This is a genomic window from uncultured Salinibacterium sp., assembly GCF_963974405.1.
In the GTDB taxonomy this organism is placed as follows: domain Bacteria; phylum Actinomycetota; class Actinomycetes; order Actinomycetales; family Microbacteriaceae; genus Rhodoglobus.
Genome location: NZ_CAXBBH010000001.1, coordinates 1088067 through 1109112, shown reverse-complemented (window position 1 = coordinate 1109112; position 21046 = coordinate 1088067). Strand labels below are relative to the sequence as shown.

Annotated in this window: 21 protein-coding genes and 1 tRNA gene; 10 read left to right on the top strand and 12 right to left on the bottom strand. The window is 62.1% G+C overall.

Annotated elements, in window-relative coordinates:
- The first annotated feature begins 22 nt into the window (after positions 1-22).
- Positions 23-595, top strand: a complete 573-nt coding sequence (gene rsmD, locus AACZ26_RS05455) for a 16S rRNA (guanine(966)-N(2))-methyltransferase RsmD (RefSeq protein ID WP_339619728.1) — start codon at positions 23-25, stop codon at positions 593-595.
- A gap of 12 nt (positions 596-607) precedes the next feature.
- Here the strand turns inward: rsmD and thiL are convergent, their stop codons facing one another.
- On the bottom strand, positions 608-1600 hold the full coding sequence (gene thiL / locus AACZ26_RS05450; protein ID WP_339619727.1) for a thiamine-phosphate kinase: 993 nt from the start codon (positions 1598-1600) through the stop codon (positions 608-610).
- Positions 1601-1623: 23 nt separating this feature from the next.
- On the opposite strand from thiL, the gene AACZ26_RS05445 reads away from it, so the two are divergent.
- A complete protein-coding gene (locus tag AACZ26_RS05445; RefSeq protein WP_339619725.1) occupies positions 1624-2160 on the top strand; it encodes a DUF3515 family protein in 537 nt (178 codons plus the stop codon).
- A gap of 68 nt (positions 2161-2228) precedes the next feature.
- Here AACZ26_RS05445 and AACZ26_RS05440 read toward each other — a convergent pair whose 3' ends face one another.
- The 7 genes from AACZ26_RS05440 to AACZ26_RS05410 form a co-directional block, all read right to left on the bottom strand.
- On the bottom strand, positions 2229-3347 hold the full coding sequence (locus AACZ26_RS05440) for a D-alanine--D-alanine ligase family protein (protein ID WP_339619723.1): 1119 nt from the start codon (positions 3345-3347) through the stop codon (positions 2229-2231).
- Positions 3348-3350: 3 nt separating this feature from the next.
- The gene (locus tag AACZ26_RS05435; protein ID WP_229820307.1) at positions 3351-4382 is read right to left on the bottom strand and encodes an NAD(P)H-dependent glycerol-3-phosphate dehydrogenase; all 1032 of its coding nucleotides are present in this window, start codon (positions 4380-4382) and stop codon (positions 3351-3353) included.
- Position 4383: 1 nt separating this feature from the next.
- Positions 4384-5154, bottom strand: coding sequence for a 1-acyl-sn-glycerol-3-phosphate acyltransferase (locus AACZ26_RS05430; RefSeq protein ID WP_100388554.1), 771 nt, complete (start codon positions 5152-5154; stop codon positions 4384-4386).
- A 6-nt stretch (positions 5155-5160) separates the two neighbouring features.
- Positions 5161-6528, bottom strand: coding sequence for a UDP-N-acetylglucosamine 1-carboxyvinyltransferase (murA, locus tag AACZ26_RS05425; protein ID WP_339620634.1), 1368 nt, complete (start codon positions 6526-6528; stop codon positions 5161-5163).
- An 8-nt stretch (positions 6529-6536) separates the two neighbouring features.
- Positions 6537-7133, bottom strand: coding sequence for a 3-isopropylmalate dehydratase small subunit (gene leuD / locus AACZ26_RS05420; protein ID WP_339619722.1), 597 nt, complete (start codon positions 7131-7133; stop codon positions 6537-6539).
- Positions 7133-8593 (bottom strand): 3-isopropylmalate dehydratase large subunit, encoded by a 1461-nt coding sequence (gene leuC / locus AACZ26_RS05415; RefSeq protein ID WP_339619721.1) that lies wholly within the window; start codon positions 8591-8593, stop codon positions 7133-7135. The genes leuD and leuC overlap by 1 nt, the downstream gene beginning before the upstream one ends.
- A 99-nt stretch (positions 8594-8692) precedes the next feature.
- The gene (locus AACZ26_RS05410; protein WP_339619720.1) at positions 8693-9100 is read right to left on the bottom strand and encodes a hypothetical protein; all 408 of its coding nucleotides are present in this window, start codon (positions 9098-9100) and stop codon (positions 8693-8695) included.
- Between the two features lie 211 nt (positions 9101-9311).
- On the opposite strand from AACZ26_RS05410, the gene AACZ26_RS05405 reads away from it, so the two are divergent.
- On the top strand, positions 9312-10400 hold the full coding sequence (locus AACZ26_RS05405) for a Glu/Leu/Phe/Val dehydrogenase dimerization domain-containing protein (RefSeq protein WP_339619719.1): 1089 nt from the start codon (positions 9312-9314) through the stop codon (positions 10398-10400).
- 135 nt (positions 10401-10535) lie between these two features.
- On the opposite strand, the gene AACZ26_RS05400 is transcribed toward AACZ26_RS05405, so the two are convergent.
- A complete protein-coding gene (locus AACZ26_RS05400) occupies positions 10536-11543 on the bottom strand; it encodes a TerC family protein (RefSeq protein ID WP_100388549.1) in 1008 nt (335 codons plus the stop codon).
- A gap of 232 nt (positions 11544-11775) precedes the next feature.
- Between AACZ26_RS05400 and AACZ26_RS05395 the strand changes: the two genes are divergently transcribed.
- From AACZ26_RS05395 to AACZ26_RS05385, 3 genes are all read left to right on the top strand, one after another.
- Positions 11776-12147, top strand: a complete 372-nt coding sequence (locus AACZ26_RS05395; RefSeq protein WP_339619717.1) for a metalloregulator ArsR/SmtB family transcription factor — start codon at positions 11776-11778, stop codon at positions 12145-12147.
- A 101-nt stretch (positions 12148-12248) separates the two neighbouring features.
- The gene (locus tag AACZ26_RS05390; RefSeq protein WP_339620633.1) at positions 12249-14162 is read left to right on the top strand and encodes a cation-translocating P-type ATPase; all 1914 of its coding nucleotides are present in this window, start codon (positions 12249-12251) and stop codon (positions 14160-14162) included.
- Entirely contained in the window at positions 14159-14830 is a 672-nt protein-coding gene (locus AACZ26_RS05385) for a thioredoxin domain-containing protein (protein WP_339619716.1), read from the top strand. The genes AACZ26_RS05390 and AACZ26_RS05385 overlap by 4 nt, the downstream gene beginning before the upstream one ends.
- Here AACZ26_RS05385 and AACZ26_RS05380 read toward each other — a convergent pair.
- Both AACZ26_RS05380 and AACZ26_RS05375 read right to left on the bottom strand, forming a co-directional pair.
- Positions 14827-16071 (bottom strand): acyl-CoA dehydrogenase family protein, encoded by a 1245-nt coding sequence (locus AACZ26_RS05380; RefSeq protein WP_339619715.1) that lies wholly within the window; start codon positions 16069-16071, stop codon positions 14827-14829. The genes AACZ26_RS05385 and AACZ26_RS05380 overlap by 4 nt on opposite strands.
- A gap of 255 nt (positions 16072-16326) precedes the next feature.
- Positions 16327-16399: transfer RNA gene (locus AACZ26_RS05375), tRNA-Glu, on the bottom strand.
- A gap of 79 nt (positions 16400-16478) precedes the next feature.
- Here AACZ26_RS05375 and AACZ26_RS05370 point away from each other — a divergent pair.
- A complete protein-coding gene (locus AACZ26_RS05370) occupies positions 16479-16943 on the top strand; it encodes a hypothetical protein (RefSeq protein ID WP_339619713.1) in 465 nt (154 codons plus the stop codon).
- 58 nt (positions 16944-17001) lie between these two features.
- Here AACZ26_RS05370 and AACZ26_RS05365 read toward each other — a convergent pair whose 3' ends face one another.
- A complete protein-coding gene (locus AACZ26_RS05365; RefSeq protein WP_339619712.1) occupies positions 17002-17934 on the bottom strand; it encodes a diacylglycerol kinase family protein in 933 nt (310 codons plus the stop codon).
- A gap of 56 nt (positions 17935-17990) precedes the next feature.
- On the opposite strand from AACZ26_RS05365, the gene AACZ26_RS05360 reads away from it, so the two are divergent.
- The 3 genes from AACZ26_RS05360 (at position 17991) to AACZ26_RS05350 (ending at position 20999) form a co-directional block, all read left to right on the top strand.
- Positions 17991-18626 carry an MBL fold metallo-hydrolase gene (locus AACZ26_RS05360; RefSeq protein WP_339619711.1) on the top strand — a complete coding sequence of 212 codons (636 nt, stop codon included), beginning with the start codon at positions 17991-17993 and terminating at the stop codon, positions 18624-18626.
- 64 nt (positions 18627-18690) lie between these two features.
- Positions 18691-19317 carry a TetR/AcrR family transcriptional regulator gene (locus AACZ26_RS05355; protein WP_339619710.1) on the top strand — a complete coding sequence of 209 codons (627 nt, stop codon included), beginning with the start codon at positions 18691-18693 and terminating at the stop codon, positions 19315-19317.
- A complete protein-coding gene (locus tag AACZ26_RS05350; protein WP_339619709.1) occupies positions 19314-20999 on the top strand; it encodes an MDR family MFS transporter in 1686 nt (561 codons plus the stop codon). The genes AACZ26_RS05355 and AACZ26_RS05350 overlap by 4 nt, the downstream gene beginning before the upstream one ends.
- Positions 21000-21046 lie beyond the last annotated feature (47 nt).

The window sequence follows — 21046 nt, the reverse complement described above, 5'->3', positions numbered from 1 at the left end:
AGACGGCTAGGCTCGAATCGCTATGACACGCATAATCGCCGGATACGCCGGCTCCCTCACGATTGCCGTACCGAGCGCGGGCACCCGCCCCACGAGCGACCGCCTGCGCGAAGCGATTTTCTCCGCGCTCGAAGCACGCGACGCCATCGAAGGCGCGCGCGTACTCGATCTCTACGCAGGCTCGGGAGCCCTTGGCCTCGAATCAGCCTCCCGTGGAGCACCGCACGTGACGCTCGTAGAAAAGAATTCCCGCGCCGCAGACACCTGCCGCAAGAACGCGACGCTCATCGCCGCTAAAGCTCCTCGCGGCTCAAAACCGATCATTCTGACCGCCGCCCGCGCCGTGCACACCTTTTTGGAAACATCCGGCGATCAGTGGGATCTCGTCTTTATCGACCCGCCGTACGAACTCGGCAATGCCGAACTCGACGTTGCTCTCGCATTGCTCGCACCGCAACTGAGCCCTGACGCCCTCGTGATCGTGGAACGCAGTTCACGCGACCCCGAGCCAGAGTGGCCCGCCGGTCTCGAACTCGACCGCCGCAAAGACTACGGCGACACCACGCTGTACTGGGTTCAGCCCAGCGAGGCCTAATTCGAACGAGCGCTACCCCGCCACGCCATCCCACCCGGCATACGGGTCCCAGCCACCACGCTCGGTGTACGCAACACCATCGACGAGAAGCCCTTCCCCCTCGACCACGCGGCCGATCGCCCGAAAACCTGCCGGCAACGTTGCCCCCTCGGGGAACGTCGCCAACAGCGAGTGATCTTCGCCACCATCGAGTTGCACTCGACCACCCACCGCTTCGGATGACAGGTCGAGACCCACTCCGCTAGCCGTCGCAATGCGGCGCGCATCAATCGCGAGCCCGTCGCTGAGGTCGAGCATCGAAGTGGCTCCCCCGAGCGCGGCGGCTTTGCCGTCCGCGATGGGAGGCGCTGGCCTGAGTTGGGCGGCGATGGCGTCGGGATGCTGGGTCGCGAGTGCAGCGGCAGCTGCAGCATCCGGTTCCCCGTCTAAGACGCCCTCGGTGAACAGCAATCGCAGCCCTTCGGCCGCAAGACCCAGCGTGCCGGAAACAGCAATCACATCACCGACGCGGGCACCCGAGCGCAGCACGGGAGCGCGCCCCTCGAGATCGCCGAAAGCGGTGATGACAATTGTGAGAACGGTCGACACCGAAAGGTCGCCACCAATGACTCCGCTGCCGGGAGCCAGCGCCTCGCAGCCTTCGCGCAGCCCGTCGGCAATCGCTTCAAGCGACGAGACGGGGGTGTCGTTCGGGGCAGCAATCGCAACGACCAGACCGGTGGGCACAGCCCCCATCGCAGCGACATCTGAGAGGTTCGTGGCCGCGGCTTTCCAGCCGAGGTCGTACGGGCTCGACCACGCCATCCGAAAATCAGGCCCGTGGATCATCATGTCCGTTGTAATCACGACGCGCTTGTCAGGCGTCGCCAACACGGCAGAATCGTCGCCGGGGCCAATGAGCTCGGCTGCGGCAGAAGGCAGGCGGGGAAAAATGCGCTTCAAGGCAGCAAGTTCACCAACGCCACCGAGAGTGTCAGGGGTCTCGCTCTCGCGGTCAATCGTCATGAACTCACGGTAGCCTGAAGGCGATGAGAACGACGACCCGCACTCCCCTGATCGCCCTGCTCGCGATGGTTCCTTTGCTGGCGACGCTGGGCGGATGCGCGGCGATCGTGCCGCTCGAGCCCGGCGATGACGCGGGTAACCCGTCGTGCGCCGACGTCATTGTGCGGTTGCCCGATACTGTCGCGGGGCTCGACAAGCGCGAGACGAATGCTCAGGGCACGGGCGCGTGGGGCGAGCCGGCCACCATCCTGCTGCGCTGCGGTGTCGCGGTTCCCGATCCCACTGCGGAGCTTGCGTGCGTCACCGCCCCCGAAGACGGCATCGATTGGCTGCGCGACGATAGCGACGCCCCCAACTATGTCTTCACGTCGTACGGTCGCGATCCCGCGGTTCAAGTGATCGTCGACAGCGATGGCGACCCCGATATTGACGGCGACGAGGTCTCTGGTTTCGAGGCGCTCAGTGATGTCGCGGGAGCGGTAAGCCAGATTCCCGCCGACCGGTTCTGCGTCGCTCTCTCGGACACTCCCGCGCCGAGCGAGACAGAGTCGCCCGAGTAGCTCGCTAGACACGACAGCCGCGACGTCGCGCACAGCCTGCAGGGATCGAACGTCTCCGCTAACGCGAGTTAGCGAACGGTTTCGAGCCCAAGTTCTATGAGTTCGTTGATCAGCTCGGGGTAACTCATTCCGCTCGCTGCCCAACACTTGGGGAACATAGAAATCGGCGTGAAGCCCGGCAGGGTGTTGATCTCGTTCACCACGAACTCAGAGCCGTCGAAGAAGAAGTCGACGCGGGCAAGCCCTGCGCCGCCGATCGATTCGAAAGCACGGGCAGCGGTACGCTGCATCTGCCAGAGTTCGCCATCGCGCAACGGCGCAGGGCAAATAAGTTCCGCGGCGGCCACATCCAGATACTTCGCTTCAAAGTCATAGAAGTCGCGGCCGGTGACTACAATCTCACCCGCGAGGCTCACCCGCGTCTCGCCACCATCGCGGCCCGAAAGCACTCCGCACTCGATCTCGCGACCGGTCATCGCTTGTTCGACGAGAGCGGTGGTGTCTTCCGCAAAGGCGGCAACGAAGGCAGCATCGAGTTCTTCGGGGCTGGAAACCTTAGTCACGCCCACTGAGGAACCAGCGCGCGCGGGCTTCACGAAGACAGGGAACCCGAGGCTGGATGCGCGCTTGCGCCACACATCCGGAGTGCGCTGCCAGTCGAGCGCCGACACGGTCACCCACGGTGCAACGGCAACACCGGCGGCCTCGAGCGCGAGCTTCGTGAAGTGCTTATTCATGCCCATGGCAGAGGCAAGTACGCCGTTGCCGACGTATGGCAATCCCGAGAGCTCGATGAGGCCCTGAACGGTGCCGTCTTCGCCGAAGGGGCCGTGCAAGATGGGGAACACGATGTCGACGTAGCCGAGGCTGCGAACGCTGCCGTCGGCCTCCATCACGGTCATTTCGCGGGAAGCAGCCGAGTCGGGCCAGCGTACGCGCGTGCCGTTGTCTACGACCTCGGGCATCGCCTCGGGGTTGAGCATGAAAGTCTCGGCGTGATCGGGCTGAAGCGTAAATGCGCCGTCCCGAGTGATGCCGACGGGGATGACGGTGTACTTGTCACGATCAATCGCGGAGAGAACTCCCCCGGCGGTCGCGCAGCTGATGCTGTGTTCCGAAGAACGACCGCCAAACAGCAGCACCACTGTCACAGGACCACTCGCGGTTGGTGTGGGCTGAGTCGTCATCGTTTACTCCCCTTGAGGAAGGTCGTCAGTGGTGAGGTGCGGCGCGATATCCCGCGGGGCGAGCGTGCCTGCCAAGACTTCGGCCACCTGGCTAGCGATCGGCATGTCTACGCCCTTCGAGAGCGCGAGCTCGAGAATCGGCGCTACCGAGGAGAGGCCTTCCGCTGTCTGGTTCATCTGCTTGATGACTTCAGAGAAGCTGTAGCCCTGACCCAGCAGGCGGCCGGCGGTGTTGTTACGCGAGAGCGATGACTCGCACGTCGCGATGAGGTCGCCGAGACCGGCCAAGCCAGCCAGAGTCTCGGCGCGAGCGCCAAAGGCGACCGAGAAGTCTGTCATTTCGGCAAGGCCGCGCGTGATGATCGAGGCTTTGGTGTTCTCGCCATAGCCGACACCATCCACGATTCCGATGGCGACAGCGATGAGGTTCTTGAGCACTCCGCCGAACTCGGTACCGATGACATCGGTGTTCACGAAGGAACGGAAGTAGCGGTTGCGTGCGGTGACGGCAACGGCGGTTGCTGTTTCGAGGCTCGCACTGCTCATGACAGCAGCGGTCGGCTGCTCCTTAGCGATTTCGAGAGCCAAGTTGGGGCCGGATGCCACGGCAACCCGGTTGGGATCGACGCCCAGTTCCTGCAGAATCACTTCACTCATTCGCGCTCCGGTGCCCTTTTCGACACCCTTCATGAGCGAGACGATAATCGCGTCTTCTGGAATGAGCTCGCGAACGATGCGCAGGTTCTCGCGGAGCGACTGAGCCGGCACAGAGAGGTAGACCTGCTCGGCGCCATCCAAAACTTCATGCAGCTTGTCGCTGGCCCAGAGCGAGCGTGGCAGGTTGATGCCGGGGAGGTAGTCGCTGTTGCGTTTGGACTGCGAGATTTCGCGAGCCAGTTCGGGGCGACGTGCCCACAGCGCAACGTCGTTGCCGCCGTCAGCGAGAATCTTGGAGAACGTGGTTCCCCAGGAGCCGGCGCCGAGAACGGCGACGCGGCGGGGAGTTTCGGGCGTTTCGGCGTTGTCGTTGATCACGTTACTTACTCTCGAATCGGCCGGTCTCGCTTTGACCATGCTCGGCGGGGTTGTAGCGCACGGCGGGGGCGCTCTCTTGTCGCAATTCTTCGAGCAGCGACGTGATGGCAGTCATGAGTTTCTCCGTTGCCTCAGCGAGCACACGCGAATCCACATGCTTGCCCTCGTACTCCGAGAGATCGATGGGTTCACCAAAACGAATGTGAATTGTCTTACGGGGAAAAACACTAATACGTTTTGAGTACCGCGGCAGGATTTCTTGCGCGCCCCAGCTGGCGGTGGGGATAAGCGGGATGCCCGCTTCGAGTGCGGTGCGCACGGCACCGTACTTGCCACGCATCGGCCACATGTCGGGTTCGCGGGTCAGCGACCCCTCCGGATAAATCACTACGGCAAGGCCTTGGTCGGCAATCTGACGAGCGGCCTTCATGGGATCGCCACTCTGACGTCCGCGCGGTACACGCTCGACCGGCACCTGACCAGACTTCTTGAGCAGCCACCCCACCACGGGAACCTTGAACAGCGACGCTTTGGCCATGTAGCGCGGCATGCGCCCGATCTTCCACATACCGACCCCGATAACGACGGGATCGATGTTGCTGTAGTGATTGGGCGACATGACGAAGGCGCCCTCAGCCGGAACGTGATGAGCGTCGTGCAGTGTGAACTTCGCTAACGCGGTCATCGTGGGGAGCAAGAGAAAAGCGAGCACCCGGAAGGCTGCCGTTTTCTCCGACTTCACACGCTTCGGCTGCGGTGAGCTGGATGTCACCGGCGGCTATCCCTCGTAGACGAAGTCAGCGCCCAGCAATTCGAGCTTGTCAATGAAGTGTTCGTAGCCGCGCGCAATGATCCCGATGTTGCTGACTGTCGACTGACCATCAGCGGTCAACGCTGCAATGAGGTGACTGAAGCCACCGCGCAGGTCGGGGATCTCAACATCCGCACCGTGCAGTGCTGTCGGGCCGATGATGACCGCTGCCTGCTCAAGAGGACGGCGAGGAACGCGGCGGCTAACCGACTCGATTCCCTCTTCGAACACCTCGATATTCGCGCCCATTTCGACGAGCGCCGACGTGAAGCCCAAACGGTTCTCGTACACCGTCTCGTGAACGACGGAACGCCCTTCAGCCTGAGTGAGCGCAACGATAAGCGGCTGCTGCCAGTCCGTCATGAAACCGGGATGCACGTCGGTCTCAATAACGACGGGCTTGAGCGCTCCACCTGGGTGCCAGAAGCGGATGCCGTCTTCAGCGATATCGAACGCGCCACCCACCTTGCGGAAGATGTTCAAGAAGGTCATGAGCTCTTGCTGCATGGCGCCCTCAACGAAGATGTCTCCGCCGGTGGCCAGAGCAGCGGATGCCCAGCTCGCGGCCTCGTTGCGGTCGAAGAGCGCGCGGTGGTTGTAACCGCTGAGCTTCTCGACGCCCTCGATGAAGATGACACGGTTGGGCTCGACGTTGATGATCGCACCCATCTTTTGCAAGATAGCGATGAGATCCATGATCTCGGGCTCGATTGCCGCGCCCTTGAGCTCAGTAACGCCCTGGGCGAGAACTGCCGTGAGCAGCACTTGCTCAGTCGCGCCCACGCTCGGGTAGGGCAGGTCGATGTTTGCACCATGGAGGCCGTCGGGGGCCGTGAGGCGAATGCCCTCATAGCTCTTGTCGACGACAGCGCCGAAGGCACGCAGAGAATCCAAGTGGAAGTCGATGGGGCGGTCACCGATGCGGCAACCACCGAGGTCGGGGATCAGCGCTTCGCCGAGGCGGTGCAACAGCGGTCCGCAGAAAAGGATCGGGATGCGGCTCGAGCCGGCGAGGGCATCAATCTTGGCGAAGTGCGCCTTGAGTACGTTCTTGGGGTCGAGGGTGAGTTCGCCGTCACCGGTCTCGGTGACCGTAACGCCGTAGGCCTCAAGCATCCCGGTAACGACGCCGACGTCGCTAATGGCCGGAACGTCCCTCAGAACGCTGGGGGTGTCAGCGAGAAGCGCCGCCACCATTGCTTTCGTAGCGAGGTTCTTTGCACCGCGAACGTTGATGCGTCCACGAAGAGGCTTTCCACCATTAATGACGATTTGGTTGGAATGCAGACCGGATCGCTTGGCCGCCGCTGTTGCGTCTTGAGCCAATGGATTCATCGTTACCTCTACCTCGCTGGCAAAGTCTTGGGTCGCCATGATTCGCGGCGGCTTTCAAACTCCGTGATGTCTGTTTCGTTTCTCAGGGTGAGGCCGATGTCATCGAGGCCTTCGAGCAAACGCCACCTAGTGTAATCATCAATCTCGAATGTGAACTGTGCGGACCCCGCTGTTACGGTGCGGGATTCAAGGTCAACGCTCACTTCACGTTCAGGGTCAGCCTCGACGAGGGCCCAGAGCGACTCGATGTCTGCCTCAGAAAGCTGCGCGGCCAACAACCCTTGCTTTCCCGAGTTGCCGCGGAAGATGTCGCCGAAGCGTGAACTCAGCACGGCTTGGAAGCCAAAGTCGCGAAGCGCCCAGACGGCGTGCTCACGGCTGGAGCCCGTGCCGAAGTCAGAGCCGGCGATCAGGATCTTGCCGTGGCTGTAGGGCTCGCGGTTCAGAATGAAGTCGGGGTCTTGACGCCAACCGAAGAAGAGCGCGTCGTCGAATCCGGTCTTCGTGACTCGCTTGAGAAACTCGGCGGGGATGATCTGGTCGGTGTCGACGTTGCTGCGCTTGAGCGGAACAGCGATTCCGCTGATGGTCGTGATCTTGTCCATTAGCGTGACTCCTCAGCGGTCGTAGCGGCGAGCGCCATCTGCTCGGGCAGTGGGCTGTTTTCGAGATCCCACGGGCTTGAGAGTGTTCCGCGGATGGCGGTGGCTGCGGCAACGAGCGGCGACACCAGATGGGTTCGCCCTCCCTTGCCTTGGCGACCTTCGAAGTTGCGGTTACTGGTGGAGGCGCAACGCTCCCCCGGAGCCAACTGGTCGGGGTTCATGCCGAGGCACATCGAGCAACCCGCGAATCGCCATTCGGCACCGAACTCTTCAACGATTTTGTCGAGGCCTTCGGCTTCTGCCTCAAGACGAACGCGTGCGGAGCCGGGTACAACCATGACGCGCACGTTGTCTGCCTTCTTGCGGCCCTGGATGATGGAAGTGAAGGCCCGGAGGTCTTCGATACGGCTGTTGGTGCACGATCCCATGAAGACGGCATCCACTTGGATGTCCTTCATCGGCATTCCGGCATCGAGTGCCATGTACTCCAGCGCTCGCTCCGCGGAGGCGCGCTCGGTGGGATCAGCGATCTCGGCAGGAACGGGAACGTTGTCGCTGAGCGAAACGCCCTGGCCGGGATTGGTGCCCCAGGTCACGAAAGGCTCAAGAGTGTTGGCGTCGAGGAAGACTTCGGCATCGAAGACGGCATCATCGTCGGTCGCAAGGGTGTTCCAGTACTCGACAGCGGCATCCCAGTCAGCACCCTCGGGGGCGTGCGGGCGGCCCTTGAGGTAGTCGTAGGTGATCTGGTCGGGCGCGATCATGCCGGCGCGAGCGCCAGCTTCGATCGACATGTTGCAGATCGTCATGCGACCCTCCATAGAGAGGGAGCGGATGGCGCTGCCGCGGAATTCGAGAACGTAGCCTTGGCCTCCGCCGGTTCCGATCTGCGCGATGACCGCGAGGATGATGTCTTTCGCGGTGACGCCGGGGCGCAGTTCGCCCTCGACGGTGATCGCCATCGTCTTGAAGGCCTTGAGCGGCAGAGTTTGAGTCGCGAGAACGTGCTCGACTTCACTCGTGCCAATTCCGAAGGCCATGGCGCCGAAAGCGCCGTGGGTGCTGGTGTGTGAGTCGCCACAGACCACGGTGATTCCGGGCATGGTCAGCCCGAGCTGCGGCCCGACTACGTGCACGATGCCCTGCTCGATGTCGCCGAGCGAGTGCAGGCGAACACCGAATTCTTCTGCGTTATTGCGCAGCGTCTGAATTTGGGTGCGGCTCGTGAGGTCGGCAATCGGCTTGTGGATGGCGAGCGTGGGGGTGTTGTGGTCTTCGGTTGCGATGGTGAGATCGGGGCGCCGAACGGGGCGGCCGGCCATCCGAAGTCCATCGAACGCTTGAGGGCTCGTAACCTCGTGCACAAGGTGAAGGTCGATGTAGATGAGGTCGGGGGTGCCATCGGCACCCTTGACGACCAGATGGTCATCCCACACTTTTTCTGCCAGGGTCTTGCCCATAGCGCACCTCTTTCGAATCGACGATCGTGCCACAAAAAACGCGGCTCAATCTCTCTAGTCTACGCCGCGCGCAAGGCGCTTTTGCGACTTCGAAGTCGGCTAGCGATAGTCATTGTCGAGCACGACTGCCGCTGCAGGATCGTCGTCGAGATAGTGCACTTCGGCAGCGACATTCGCCGCGAGGGCCGCGGCTTTGTCAAAGGACTCCTCGTCGAAGGTGTGGTCGCCTAACGCCGTGTACGTTTCGCCGTCGACATCGAAGCTGAATTCGAGCCGCACGACTTGAACGGTGTGGCGGCCATCGCGGTGTGACTCCGCCACCGTATTGCCCGTGGGTACCGCTTCGGCAACGACGCCCTTGTCGAGAATCGTGGCCCGGTCATCTTGGTTACCGAGAGTCGCGAAACCGATGCCCGCGATGACGATCAATGGGATGACCAGAAACTTCACGAGGTTCCACACGGGGGTGCGGCGGGGCGGCTGGGGTGCCGCCGAAATGTCACTCATCAACTGCACTCTCTGTCATCGGCGCACACCGCAGAGCGGGGCGGCGACGACCGTTCCTGACGGTCTAAGCAATGGTCAGATCATAAGCCGCTGGGGAACGGGCGACAGCACCGAAGCCCAGCGGTATGCTGACCAGAGCGCGCCACCCTCGCGCTACCACCACTTGCCATTTTGTTGTTTTGCCCACAAGGCCCACACGCAGGAGAAGTACATGATTACGCAAGCATCCACGACGCTCGAGGCCCCGGTCTCCGCTCTCGAAAACGCCGAATTCAGTCACGAGAGAGTTCTCGTTTCAACGGGCAAGCGCTCCGGCCTGATCATCAGTGTCGCAGTCCACTCGACCGTTCTCGGTCAGGCCCTCGGCGGCGCCCGAATGTGGAACTACCCACACTGGACGGATGCCGTTGCAGACTCCCTGCGACTCTCTGCCGCGATGACGCTCAAGAACTCGGCCGCCGGTCTCAACCGCGGTGGCGGAAAGTCGGTCATCCATATTCCGATGGGTGTCACGCTGACGACCGAACAGAAGCGCGAGGCGATGCTCGATCTGGGCGACGCCATCGAAAGCCTCAACGGCGCGTACATGACGGCAGAAGATGTCGGCACGAGCGCCGAACTCATGTCGGTTGTCGCGGAGCGCACCGAACACGTCTGTGGTCTCCCCGCCGATCAGGGTGGAGCCGGTGAACCCGCGGACGCGACTGCCGCTGGCGTTCACGCGAGCATCCTCGCCACCTGCGAAGCCCTCTTCGGCACGCGCGACCTTGCTGGTCGCCACCTCATCATCTCGGGCCTCGGCCAGGTCGGTGGCCGCCTCGCGCGTTCACTCACCGCCGCCGGCGCCGTGCTCACCGTCACCGACGTGAACCTCGACCGCAAACTGCTCGCCGCCGAGCTCGATGCCAACTGGGTTGACGTCGAAGAGGCCCACAGCGTGGTGGCCGACATCTTTGTTCCGTGTGGTCTGGGTGGCGTACTGAGCCCCCGCGTCATCCGCGAACTCAACGTCAGCGGTGTCGTGGGCGCGGCCAACAACCAGCTCGCGCAGCACGACGGTGCTGAAGCCCTCGCTGAGCGCGGCATTCTCTGGGCACCCGACTTCGTGGTCAACGGCGGCGGCGTGATCTACCTCGACATGGCTTCAGAACCCGATGCGGATGCTGACGCGATCGCGAAGCGCGTCGAAGCTATCGGTGACACGGTCACGACCATCTTCCGCGACGCCTCAGCCCAGGGCATCACCACCTTGGACGCGGCGGAGCGCCTCGCGCAGTCTCGCCTCGTCACCACGATCTAGCCCTTCGGGCACTCTTTTCGCGACAACGAAAACGCGCGGTGGCTGCGCCCACGAGCTTTAGCTCAGGGTGCAGACACCGCGCGTTTGTTGTGAAGACTGAGCCGTTAGGCGACGAGCGCTACCGGCGAGCTGCCTTTACTCACTGTCGACAGAGATAGCTTCACGCTTCTTGTCGCGGCTCATCTTGAGAAGGCTCGCGATCACGGCAACAGCCATCGCGACAAGAATCACGACGAGCGAGGTCCACGTACCAATTTCGGGCGCCCACAGCAGCGGCTCTCCCCCGTTGATGAACGGCAACTCGTTGACGTGCATCGCGTGGAAGAACAACTTCACACCGATGAAGCCGAGTACGAAGGCGATGCCGTAGTGCAGGTACTCGAGCTTGTCGATGAGGTCGCCGAGCAGGAAGTACAGCTGGCGAAGCCCCATAAGCGCGAAGATGTTGGCCGTGAAGACGATGAAAGGGTCGGTCGTGATTCCGAAGATCGCCGGGATCGAGTCGATCGCAAAGACAAGGTCGGTGATGCCGAGCGCAACGAACACGACAAGGATCGGCGTGAAGACCTTCTTGCCATCGATGACCGTGCGCACCTTGCCGCCGTCGAACGTCGGCGAAATGTTGATGCGCTTGCGCAAGAAACGGATGATTCCGCTCTCGGTTTCTTCCATGCTGTCGTGGTCTTCGAATACTTGGCGGATCGCCGTGTAGAGCAAGAACGCACCGAAGATGTAGAAGATGAAGCTGAAGTTCTCGATGAGCTGAGCGCCGAGCAGAATGAAGATTCCGCGCAACACGAGAGCAATCAGGATGCCCACCATCAGCACCTCTTGCTGGTACTTTCGCGGCACCGAGAAGCGCCCCATGATGATGACGAACACAAAGAGGTTGTCAATCGAGAGGCTGTACTCCGTGACCCAACCGGCAATGAATTGTCCGGCCTGCTCCACGTCGCCCAGTAAGAACATCATGAGCGCAAAGATCAGCGCGAGCGTGACGTAGAAGCCAACCCACAGCGCGGATTCTTTAGTGCTCGGGATGTGCGGGCGCTTGTACGCCATGATGAGGTCGGCTGCGAGGATGATCAGCAGCACAGTCAGCGACGTGACTTCGAACCAGATAGGCAGAGTGGTCAAGAGAATCCATTCGAGGGTTTCGAGGCGTAGCAGGTCTCGAAAGTCTCTCCCGCATCCAGAAACCGAGTGGATGCCGCTGCCCCGGAACCACTACTGAGTGGTTCGTATTGACGAGGACAACGAGGTGGGATACTCCCCTTCGCGTGCCCCATGATAGCCGACGTGCGCGCGGGCAACGCGGGAGAACTCACAGTTTCAGACGTCGATGTTCGGTCAGTACTCGCTGTATAGTCAGCACATGCTGACCATTGCTTCTCGCATCGACGTCATGAACCGTTTAGGTCGCGCCATGGCTGACCCCACTCGGGCGCGCATCCTGCTCTCCCTGCTCGACAAGCCCGGCTATCCCGTACAGCTGGCCCACGACCTTGAGCTCACGCGCAGCAACGTCTCTAACCACCTCACGTGCCTACGCGGCTGCGGACTTGTAGTGGCGACGCCTGAAGGGCGGTCGACTCGCTACGAGATTTCGGACCCCCATCTTGCCCATGCTCTCAACGACGTCGTGAACGTTGTGCTCGCCGTTGATGACGGCACACCGTGCGCTGGCGATAACTGCAATGATCCGTTCTGTTGCACCCCGGCAACGGCGACGGAGGTGACCGCGTGAGCGAAGAATGCTGCGGAGTGGATGCCCCACGTACGCCCCGCGGCGCCGATTCCTCTGCGGCCGCTCCCGCCGACGGAGCCAGCGCTAGCCCCGCTGTCGCGGTGCACGACGATCTCGCCCCGTGGTGGCACGATCGAGGACTCGCTCTACCGGCGGCCTCGGGCGTTCTGCTTGCGGCATCCGTCATTGCACTGTGGTCGGGCGGAGCGGAATGGCTCGTTACCGCGCTGCAAAGGGTGAGTTTGCTCGCCGGCGCGGCAACGTTTGTGCCCGGCGCCGTACGCCGTCTCCTGCGCGGCTCGCTGGGCGTCGGCTTACTCATGACGATCGCCGCCGTGGGGGCATTACTTCTGGGCCACGTCGGCGAAGCGGCCGCCCTCGCGTTTCTATTCTCGATCGCCGAGGCGCTCGAAGATCGCGCAATGGATCGTGCGCGCTCTGGCTTACGCGCTCTTCTCTCCCTCATTCCTGACACGGCGCTGATCGAGCGCGACGGAAAACTGCTCACCCTGCCGGCTCGCGACATCGTGGTCGGCGATCTGCTCGTCGTGCGCGCGGGCGAACGTGTGGCGACGGATGGGGTGGTCACGAGCGGTCGCGGCAGCGTCGACACGTCTGCGGTTACGGGCGAATCGCTGCCCGCCGCGGTCGATACCGGCGACACCGTTCTTGCCGGCTCTATCAATGGAGACGGTGCCCTCCGCATCCGCACCACGGCGAACGGTACCGACAACTCACTAACGACGATCGTGCGCCTGGTTGAGGAAGCGAATGCCCGCAAGGGCGACCGTGCCCGCCTAGCCGACCGAATCGCGCGCCCCCTTGTACCCATTGTGCTGGGGGTAGCCGCTGCCATCGTCGGCTTCGGCTTCCTCGTCGGGGACCCCGAACTCTGGACCGAGCGTGCGCTCGTCGTGCTCGTCGCCGCGTCACCGTGCGCTCTCGCGATCGCCGTTCCCGTGACCGTCATCTCGGCCATCGGGTCGGCGAGCAAACTCGGCATCATCGTGAAGTCGGGCGCCGCTTTTGAACGGATGGGCAGCATCCGCACGGTTGCTTTCGACAAGACCGGCACGCTCACCCAGAATCGCCCCAGCGTTGTTGCGGTCGAAACGCTGGCTACCGTGACCCGTGACGACGTGCTCAGTATCGCCGCCGCGCTCGAAACTCACAGCACGCACCCGCTGGCCCATGCAGTACTCGCCGAGCGGCCTGTGCACGCCGAAGCCGAGAACGTTCGCGAAGATGCCGGTCGCGGAATATCGGGCACGCTCGACGGTGTTTCCGTGCGCGCCGGAAGCACCCGGTGGATGGATGCTGGCGAGCTGTCGCCTGCCGCCCTGCGCCTGGCCGACGACGGCATGACGGTGATGGCGATCGAGCGCGAGGGCATCGTGATCGGGCTTCTCGGCATCCGCGACGAACTGCGACCCGAGGCTGCCGAAGCTGTTGAACAATTGGCGCGCGCGGGCATCCGCACTCTCATGCTCACGGGAGACAATGCGCGCACGGCAGCCACGATCGCGCGCGAGGCGGGCATCAGCGATGTGCGCGCCGAGCTATTACCGGCTGACAAGGCCAGCGCGATTTCGAGACTGACGAACGACTCCCCCACGGCGATGATCGGCGACGGCATCAACGACGCCCCCGCTCTCGCGACGGCCGATGTGGGCATCGCAATGGGCGCTACCGGATCCGCTGCTGCGGTCGAGTCGGCGGATGTCGCTTTCACCGGCAGCGACCTGCGCCTCATTCCGGTGGCGTTGCTTCATGCGCGGCGCGGGCGTCGCATCATGACGGGCAACATCGTGCTGTCGCTCGCGATCATCATTGGCCTCTTTCCGCTCGCGCTCACGGGTGTTCTTGGGTTGGCGGGAGTTGTGCTTGTGCACGAGCTCGCGGAGCTGGTCGTTATTCTGAACGGCCTCCGCGCAGCCAGGGTTTCACGTAGCCTTGATGCACGCTCAGCACTGGGCGATCGCCGTCAACCCCAGCCTGTTCGGAGTCTCGTGTGAAGAAAGCCCTCCTGCCCACTTTTGCCGCGCTGGGGATTCTCGCGCTCGTTGCCGCCTTCGTATTTGTGTACGTCACGGCCAAGAACGCGGACTCCGACACCGCGAGCACCGACAGCACCACCGGCTCTCAAGAGCTCGCTTCCACCGTGGCCAGCGACTCGAACTACGTCGATAACGTCGGGCCGGACGCCGTGACGATCGTCGAGTTCCTCGACTTCGAGTGTGGCGCATGTGGCCAGTTCTACCCGTACGTCGAGGCAATGCGCGAGGTCTACGAGGGCGACATCAACTACGTCGTTCGCTACTTCCCGCTGCCCAGCCACCTCAACTCGATGGATGCCGCTATCGCCGCCGAAGCTGCCGCCCAGCAGGGTGAGTTCGAGGCCATGTACCAGCGACTCTTCGAAACTCAGGGCGACTGGGCCGGCGGCACTCCTCCGCAGACGGATACCTTCCGCGCGCTGGCAGAAGAAATCGGCCTCGATATGGACGCCTACGATGCCGCCATTGCCGACCCCGCCACTCAGGCGCGCGTCGAGGCTGACTTCGACGCAGGTGTTGAGCTGGGCGTCAACAGCACTCCCACTTTCTTTGTGAATGACGAATACATCGAGACGAGCCGTCTCGAGAATCTGCCAGAGGCTGTTGACGCCGCAGTCAAGGGCTAGGTGTACCAGCTCGGCTCGGGCACTTCATTGAGCAGCACATACTGACCAACTTCGCGCTTCTTGTACGGTGCAGGGTCGTGCAGGCTGTGGGTGCGCAGGTTGCGCCAATAGATATCGAGCCCCACTGAGTTGGCGGATGCTCGCGCGCCCGTCAGCTCGAACACCTTCGTCGCGACTTCTAAACCGTCGTCGCTGATGCGCAATTTTCCCGCTGCAATGCGCACCGCGATCTCGCCCCGACGGCGTTCGGTGAGCTCGGTGCGCGGCGCGTGAAGCACGGTGCTGATTTCGCTGCCGACCGCATCGAGCAGGGCCCCATCCGCCCAGAGTTTCGACTGCAGCTCGCCATAGCCAGCCAGGATGTACCACTCCTCGCTCGCGTGAGCTTTGTTATCGCCGCCGTAGGGCCAGGCGCGGCTCTTGGTTCGAGTGTACGAGGATGCTGCTTCGATCGCTCCCTGCGCGATGCCGAGATAGAAGTTCGCGAAAACCAGTTGGATGGCGGGCACATTGAGCGTGCCGTAGGTGAGCGGCTGGAACTCTTTGTTCACGAAGCCGAGCGCTGACGACCATCCGGTGCGTACGCCGTTGATTTGCACCGAGCCAGATTCGGTCAGGCGCTGGCCGAGGTTGTCCCAGTCTCCATTGAACACGATCGCAGGCTGAGTTGTGGGCACGATAGCGAAGACGTGGGTGTCGGTTCCTTCGAGGATGCCCTCGAGCACGGTGAGGTCAGACACGACGCCGCCCGTAGAGAATGACTTGTGGCCCGTGAAGACAATCTCTTCGCCCTCATCCGTGACCACTAGGTCAGAGTCGCGGGGGTTCACGGCGCCGCCGAAGAGGAAGTTGTTCTCCGTGTAGTGCTTCTCTACGGCAATAACTTGCTCGTCGGTCGCGACAAGGCGTGCCGCCCACGCCCACAGATAGTGGTACCCGAGCAATTGCCCGATGGAGCCATCGCCCCGGGCAATGGTGCGGATCACTTTGTATGTGGTCTCCCACGTCTGCCCACCACCGCCATGCTCGTCCGGGCCGAGAAGCGTGACGAGCCCCGAGTCTTTGAGAAGCGCAACTTCGGCGTGCGGAGGCTGGTTCGCGGCATCCCGCTCGACAGCGTCGGCCGCGAGGATGTCGGAGACTTCTTGAGCGCGTTCGAGCCAGCCTTCTGGCGTGGTGGGGCGGGCGATTTCAGCCCACCGGTTCTCGATCGCGGGACGGGCAATGGTGACATCAGACATAGCAATACTCCTTGAGTTGTAGACCCCGTCTTCTGAATGGGTGGACTACATCCTGTGCCTGATTCAACACGATATGGAGTTTGTGTCGCCTTTTTTCGTACGGCTACTCGTTGTTACGCCGAGTGAATGGAAATGACACTCCCGCGAGCGCCCAACGGCCTCCCACAACGCCGCCGTTGACCCCCTGACTGGGTGTCCCGTTAACGATGAAATCCCGGTCATGTTCGAACGAACGTGACCGGGATTTTGCTACTGTGACCCCAGCGGGATTCGAACCCGCGTTACCGCCGTGAGAGGGCGGCGTACTAGGCCTCTATACGATGGGGCCTCACAACAACTAGAAAAGTATGCCACATCTTTTGGGCAACTTTTTCCACATCTGCCAATTTCGAACCTCTGGATTTTTCTTGACTGCCTTCACGCGCGCCACCACCGCCACGTTTCTCAGCATTGCAGCCGTTGTTGCGCTCGCCGGGTGCTCTCTACTCTCTCCAGAAATTCCTCGGGATGCTGCTGGCCAGGTGCTCGAACCGACCGTCATTGGCTCCACTCAACTGCTCGTGGATGACTGCTTCACGTTTGTAGAGGGATCTAACCTCAGCGAAGCCGAAGTTACCCCGTGCACGGCGGAGCACACGCACATCGTGATCGGCAAGGGCGAACTTGCCAAGAGCGCCATTACTGAGGCCGGCGGATTGCAGAACGCGGTCTCGTCAGCCTGCTCAGAAACCTTCAGCGCCTTCAAGGAAACTGTCGCTGACGGCGAGCGCCCTGATCAGGAGTTCATTATTTCCGAGCGCACGACCGACGATGGCGCCCTCATGACCGACTACGCCTGCATCGCGACCGACGGCGCGACGCCCGAAGCCTAAACGCCGCTGACCCGCTGCCTCCCTGACCCGCTGACCCGCGTGAGCCGCCGACCCGCGACTACGGTCGCTGGTCGAGAATATTCAGCACGCCCGGGACCATCTTGATGTCGATGGGCAAGGCCGCGAACCGTTCACCATCGGCGTAGGCCATGATGCCCTCAGATTCGATCCGAATCTTCTTGGCCCGATGCACCGTGACGCGCGGATCAGTGAGATGGGTCCCCTTGAAGACGCGCGGAAAGACCCGCAAGAAAGCGGAGCGTGAGAGAGCTTCGACGATAAGAACATCGGCGAAACCATCATCCAGAAGAGCATCCGGGGTCACTTTCATGCCGCCGCCGAGCGACACATTGTTGCCCACGCTGACGAGAGCGCCGGTCGTCTCGATTACCGTGCCGTCGAGAGTGAGTTTGTACGTGATGGGGCGCAAGCGCAGCAGCTCGATGATGAGAGCGACTGTGTAGCGGCTGGCACCCCGAGGCCACGACATGAGATTGGCGCGCTCGTTGACGATCGCATCGAAACCCGCCGAGAGTACGCACGCAAACCACCGCGTAGCCGCCGCCCCTGTGGCTTCATCGACGTAGGTGACGCTACCGGCATCGATCGCCCGCGTCGGTCGCGCCAGGCCGCGCACGACACTGGCGACAGCGGCATCCGTATCTGAGTAAGGGATGCCTAGGCCGCGGGCCATGTCATTACCTGTGCCCGAGGGGATGATCCCGAGCGGCACCTTCGTTGTCGCGACGAGATTGGTTCCCAGATTGACCATGCCGTCACCGCCAACCACGAGCAGAGCATCCGGTTTCTTCGCTACCGCCTTGCGGCCGCGCTTGAGAAGCAACGCAAAGTTGGGTTGTTCGAGGGCCGTGACTTCATGCCCAAGAGCGCGCAACGCTTCAACAGCACGCGGGCCGACATTTCTGCCACGCCCGAACGATGCTGTGGGATTGATCGCGACAACAAGACGCAGGGGTTTGATCGACTCCACACTTCAGTATGTCGCACGGCCTCGCATCCGGCGCACCACCGGCATAGGCTCAGGACATGAATGTGACCAAGTATGAGCATGCGTGCCTCGTTCTTGAACACGACGGCGAGCGCCTCGTGATCGACCCCGGCAACTTCACGAGCCCGCTCCCCTCACTCGAGAACGTGACCGCAATCGTGATCACTCACCAGCATCCCGACCACTGGTCCGACGATCAGCTGGCGCGCATTCGCCAGGACAATCCCGACGCGCCCATCTTCGGTCCGGCCGGAGTCGCGGCCGCTGCCTCGAACTGGAACGTCACGACCGTGGCAGACGGCGCGAGCGAAACCGTTGGAGTGTGGACGCTGGAATTCTTCGGCAGCGAGCACGCTGTCATCCACAAGTCGATACCGCTGATCGATAACGTTGGCGTTCTCGTTAATGGCACTTTCTGGTACGGCGGCGACTCTTTCACTGTTCCGCCCGAGCCCGTGCAGCACGCAGCGATCCCCGCGGGCGCTCCGTGGCTCAAGATCAGTGAGGTCATGGATTACGTGGCTGAGCTGGCCCCTAAGCGCGCGATTCAGACACACGATGCTGTGCTCTCCGACAAGGGACTCGCCCTGTCAGCCGCACGAATTTCGGATGTCATGGCGGGCTACGGCGGCGAGTTCACCGTTCTGCAGCCGGGCGAATCGATCGCGCTCTAGCCCCTAAGTATTTTCACAGCTTTTTGCAGTTGTGCATTTTTGCAGTCTCTGCAATTATTGCTGAGTGCCTGACACTCCTGCCCTTGGTCTTCGCGACCGCAAACGAATCGAAACGCGCCTGCGCATCGAAACCGCTGCGGTCGACATCGTCACGGCCGAGGGTCTCGACGGCGCCACGGTCGACATGATCAGCGACCGCGCCGGCATCTCGCCGCGCACCTTCTTCAACTATTTCGACAGCAAAGAGGACGCGATCCTCGGCACTCAAGACATGGGCGAAGTTCAGCGCGCAATTGCCGCCGGAGTCGCCTCCGCAGAAACCGATGATCTCGTCGCTGCGATCGTCTCCACCATGTTCCAAATCTTTGGCCCGATGGCCGCCCGCACCCAGCTCAAAGCTCAACGGATGGCGCTCGTGCAAGAGCACCCGCGTCTATTGAGCCGCCAGATTCACCAATTCACGCAACTGAACAGCACGATGGCTGCTGCCGTTGTCGAATTCCTCAACAAGCGAGAAACTACGCTCCCCCGCGACCCCGAATACGTCGCCGAAATTGCCGTAGCCACTTGCGTCGCATCCGTTCGAATCGCAGTCAAGGAGTGGATCGCTGCCGGCGCTACCGCCGACATCGACTCTATGTACCTTCGCTCGATCGGACTTACACGAGAAACACTGAACACACTTCAATGACAACCACGAACGAACCACCCACAACCGCGCCTGACGACACCGCCACGAGCGACCCGGCAACGAAGCGCAGCATTCTGCTGTTGTTCGCCGGCCTCATGGTCACCATGCTGCTCTCGGCGCTCGATCAGACCATTTTCAGTACCGCTCTGCCCACCATCGTGGGTGAACTCGACGGCGTGAACCACATGCTGTGGGTGACGACCGCCTACATTTTGGCCGCCACCATCATGATGCCCGTATACGGCAAGCTCGGTGACCTCATCGGTCGCAAGGGCCTCTTCATCGGCGCGATCTCCATCTTCATGGCTGGCTCGATCATCGGAGGCCTCGCCCCCGACATGACCTGGCTCATCGTGGGCCGCGCCGTTCAGGGCCTCGGTGGCGGTGGCCTCATGATCCTCTCGCAGGCGATCATCGCCGATGTGGTTCCCGCCCGTGAACGTGGTCGCTACATGGGTGCGATCGGTGGCGTCTTCGCTCTCGCGAGCGTCGCTGGCCCCCTGCTCGGTGGCTGGTTCACCGAATCCATCGGATGGCGCTGGGCGTTCTGGATGAACCTTCCGCTGGGTGCGCTCGCCATCTTCGCTGCCGTGATGCTGCTTAAGTTGCCCAAGAACACTCGCGGCAAGCCCACGATTGATGTCGCTGGCATGGTTCTTCTCGCTATCGCCTCGACGGCGATCGTTCTCGTCACCACCTGGGGCGGAACTCAGTACGACTGGGACTCGCTCATCATCATCGGCCTCATCGCTCTGGCAATCGTCGCTGGCTTCTCGTTCGTGATGGTCGAGCGCGCCGCTGCTGAGCCGATCATGCCGCTGCACATGTTCAAGGAACGTAATTTCGTTCTCACCACGGCATCCGGACTCATCACGGGTATCGCCATGTTCGGCGCTCTCGCGTACATGCCGACCTACCTGCAAATGGTCACGGGAGTGAATGCGACCCAGGCCGGATTCTTGATGATCCCGATGATGGGCGCGATGCTCGTCACTTCGATTGTCGCTGGCCAGCTCGTGAGCCGCACGGGTCGCTACAAGTGGCTTCCGCTTACGGGTTCGTTCGTGATCGCAACAGGCTTGGCACTGCTTTCCACGATGACGCCGGATCTGCCGATTTGGATTCTCTGCAGCTACCTCGCGGTGATGGGACTCGGCCTCGGTATGAGCATGCAGATGCTCGTGCTCATCGTTCAGAACACGTTCCCGAACGCTCAAGTGGGAACGGCGACCTCATCGAACAACTACTTCCGCCAGATCGGTGCTTCCATCGGTACTGCGGTGGTCGGTAGCCTCTTCGTCGCTCGCCTCACCGAACTGCTCGATACTCGCCTTCCGGCTGCAGCCGCGGGCGCGACGGGAGACACCAACTCCTTGACGCCCGCCGCCGTTCGCGACCTTCCGGATGCCGTTCGCGAAATCATCGTCGGCGCGTACAACGACTCGCTCGCTCCCGTGTTCCTCTACATGGTGCCGCTCGTGCTGATCTCGGCCGTGCTCTTGATGTTCATCAAGGAAGTTCCGCTGGCCACAACCATCGACCGCGCCGAAGCTACCGAGACACTCAACGTGCTCGGTGACGAAGATGCTGTCGCCACTGAGGCTCCGGATGCTGAATCTCACGAACTCACGAACGTGACCGAGCACTCTGGTCCGATCTCGATTATTCGCAGTCAGCCTTAGGCGTTGGTGGGGCGATCACGCTGATCGTTCTACCGGCTAGGAAGCCC

Excerpts from the sequence above, each read along its gene's own strand:
- rsmD (WP_339619728.1), top strand. The coding sequence starts at position 23 with ATGACACGCATAATCGCCGGATACGCCGGCTCCCTCACGATTGCCGTA.
- AACZ26_RS05410 (WP_339619720.1), bottom strand. The coding sequence starts at position 9,100 with ATGAGTGACATTTCGGCGGCACCCCAGCCGCCCCGCCGCACCCCCGTG.
- AACZ26_RS05445 (WP_339619725.1), top strand. The coding sequence starts at position 1,624 with ATGAGAACGACGACCCGCACTCCCCTGATCGCCCTGCTCGCGATGGTT.
- murA (WP_339620634.1), bottom strand. The coding sequence starts at position 6,528 with ATGAATCCATTGGCTCAAGACGCAACAGCGGCGGCCAAGCGATCCGGT.
- leuD (WP_339619722.1), bottom strand. The coding sequence starts at position 7,133 with ATGGACAAGATCACGACCATCAGCGGAATCGCTGTTCCGCTCAAGCGC.
- AACZ26_RS05395 (WP_339619717.1), top strand. The coding sequence starts at position 11,776 with ATGCTGACCATTGCTTCTCGCATCGACGTCATGAACCGTTTAGGTCGC.
- AACZ26_RS05350 (WP_339619709.1), top strand. The coding sequence starts at position 19,314 with ATGACAACCACGAACGAACCACCCACAACCGCGCCTGACGACACCGCC.
- leuC (WP_339619721.1), bottom strand. The coding sequence starts at position 8,593 with ATGGGCAAGACCCTGGCAGAAAAAGTGTGGGATGACCATCTGGTCGTC.
- AACZ26_RS05440 (WP_339619723.1), bottom strand. The coding sequence starts at position 3,347 with ATGACGACTCAGCCCACACCAACCGCGAGTGGTCCTGTGACAGTGGTG.
- AACZ26_RS05360 (WP_339619711.1), top strand. The coding sequence starts at position 17,991 with ATGAATGTGACCAAGTATGAGCATGCGTGCCTCGTTCTTGAACACGAC.
- thiL (WP_339619727.1), bottom strand. The coding sequence starts at position 1,600 with ATGACGATTGACCGCGAGAGCGAGACCCCTGACACTCTCGGTGGCGTT.
- AACZ26_RS05380 (WP_339619715.1), bottom strand. The coding sequence starts at position 16,071 with ATGTCTGATGTCACCATTGCCCGTCCCGCGATCGAGAACCGGTGGGCT.
- AACZ26_RS05405 (WP_339619719.1), top strand. The coding sequence starts at position 9,312 with ATGATTACGCAAGCATCCACGACGCTCGAGGCCCCGGTCTCCGCTCTC.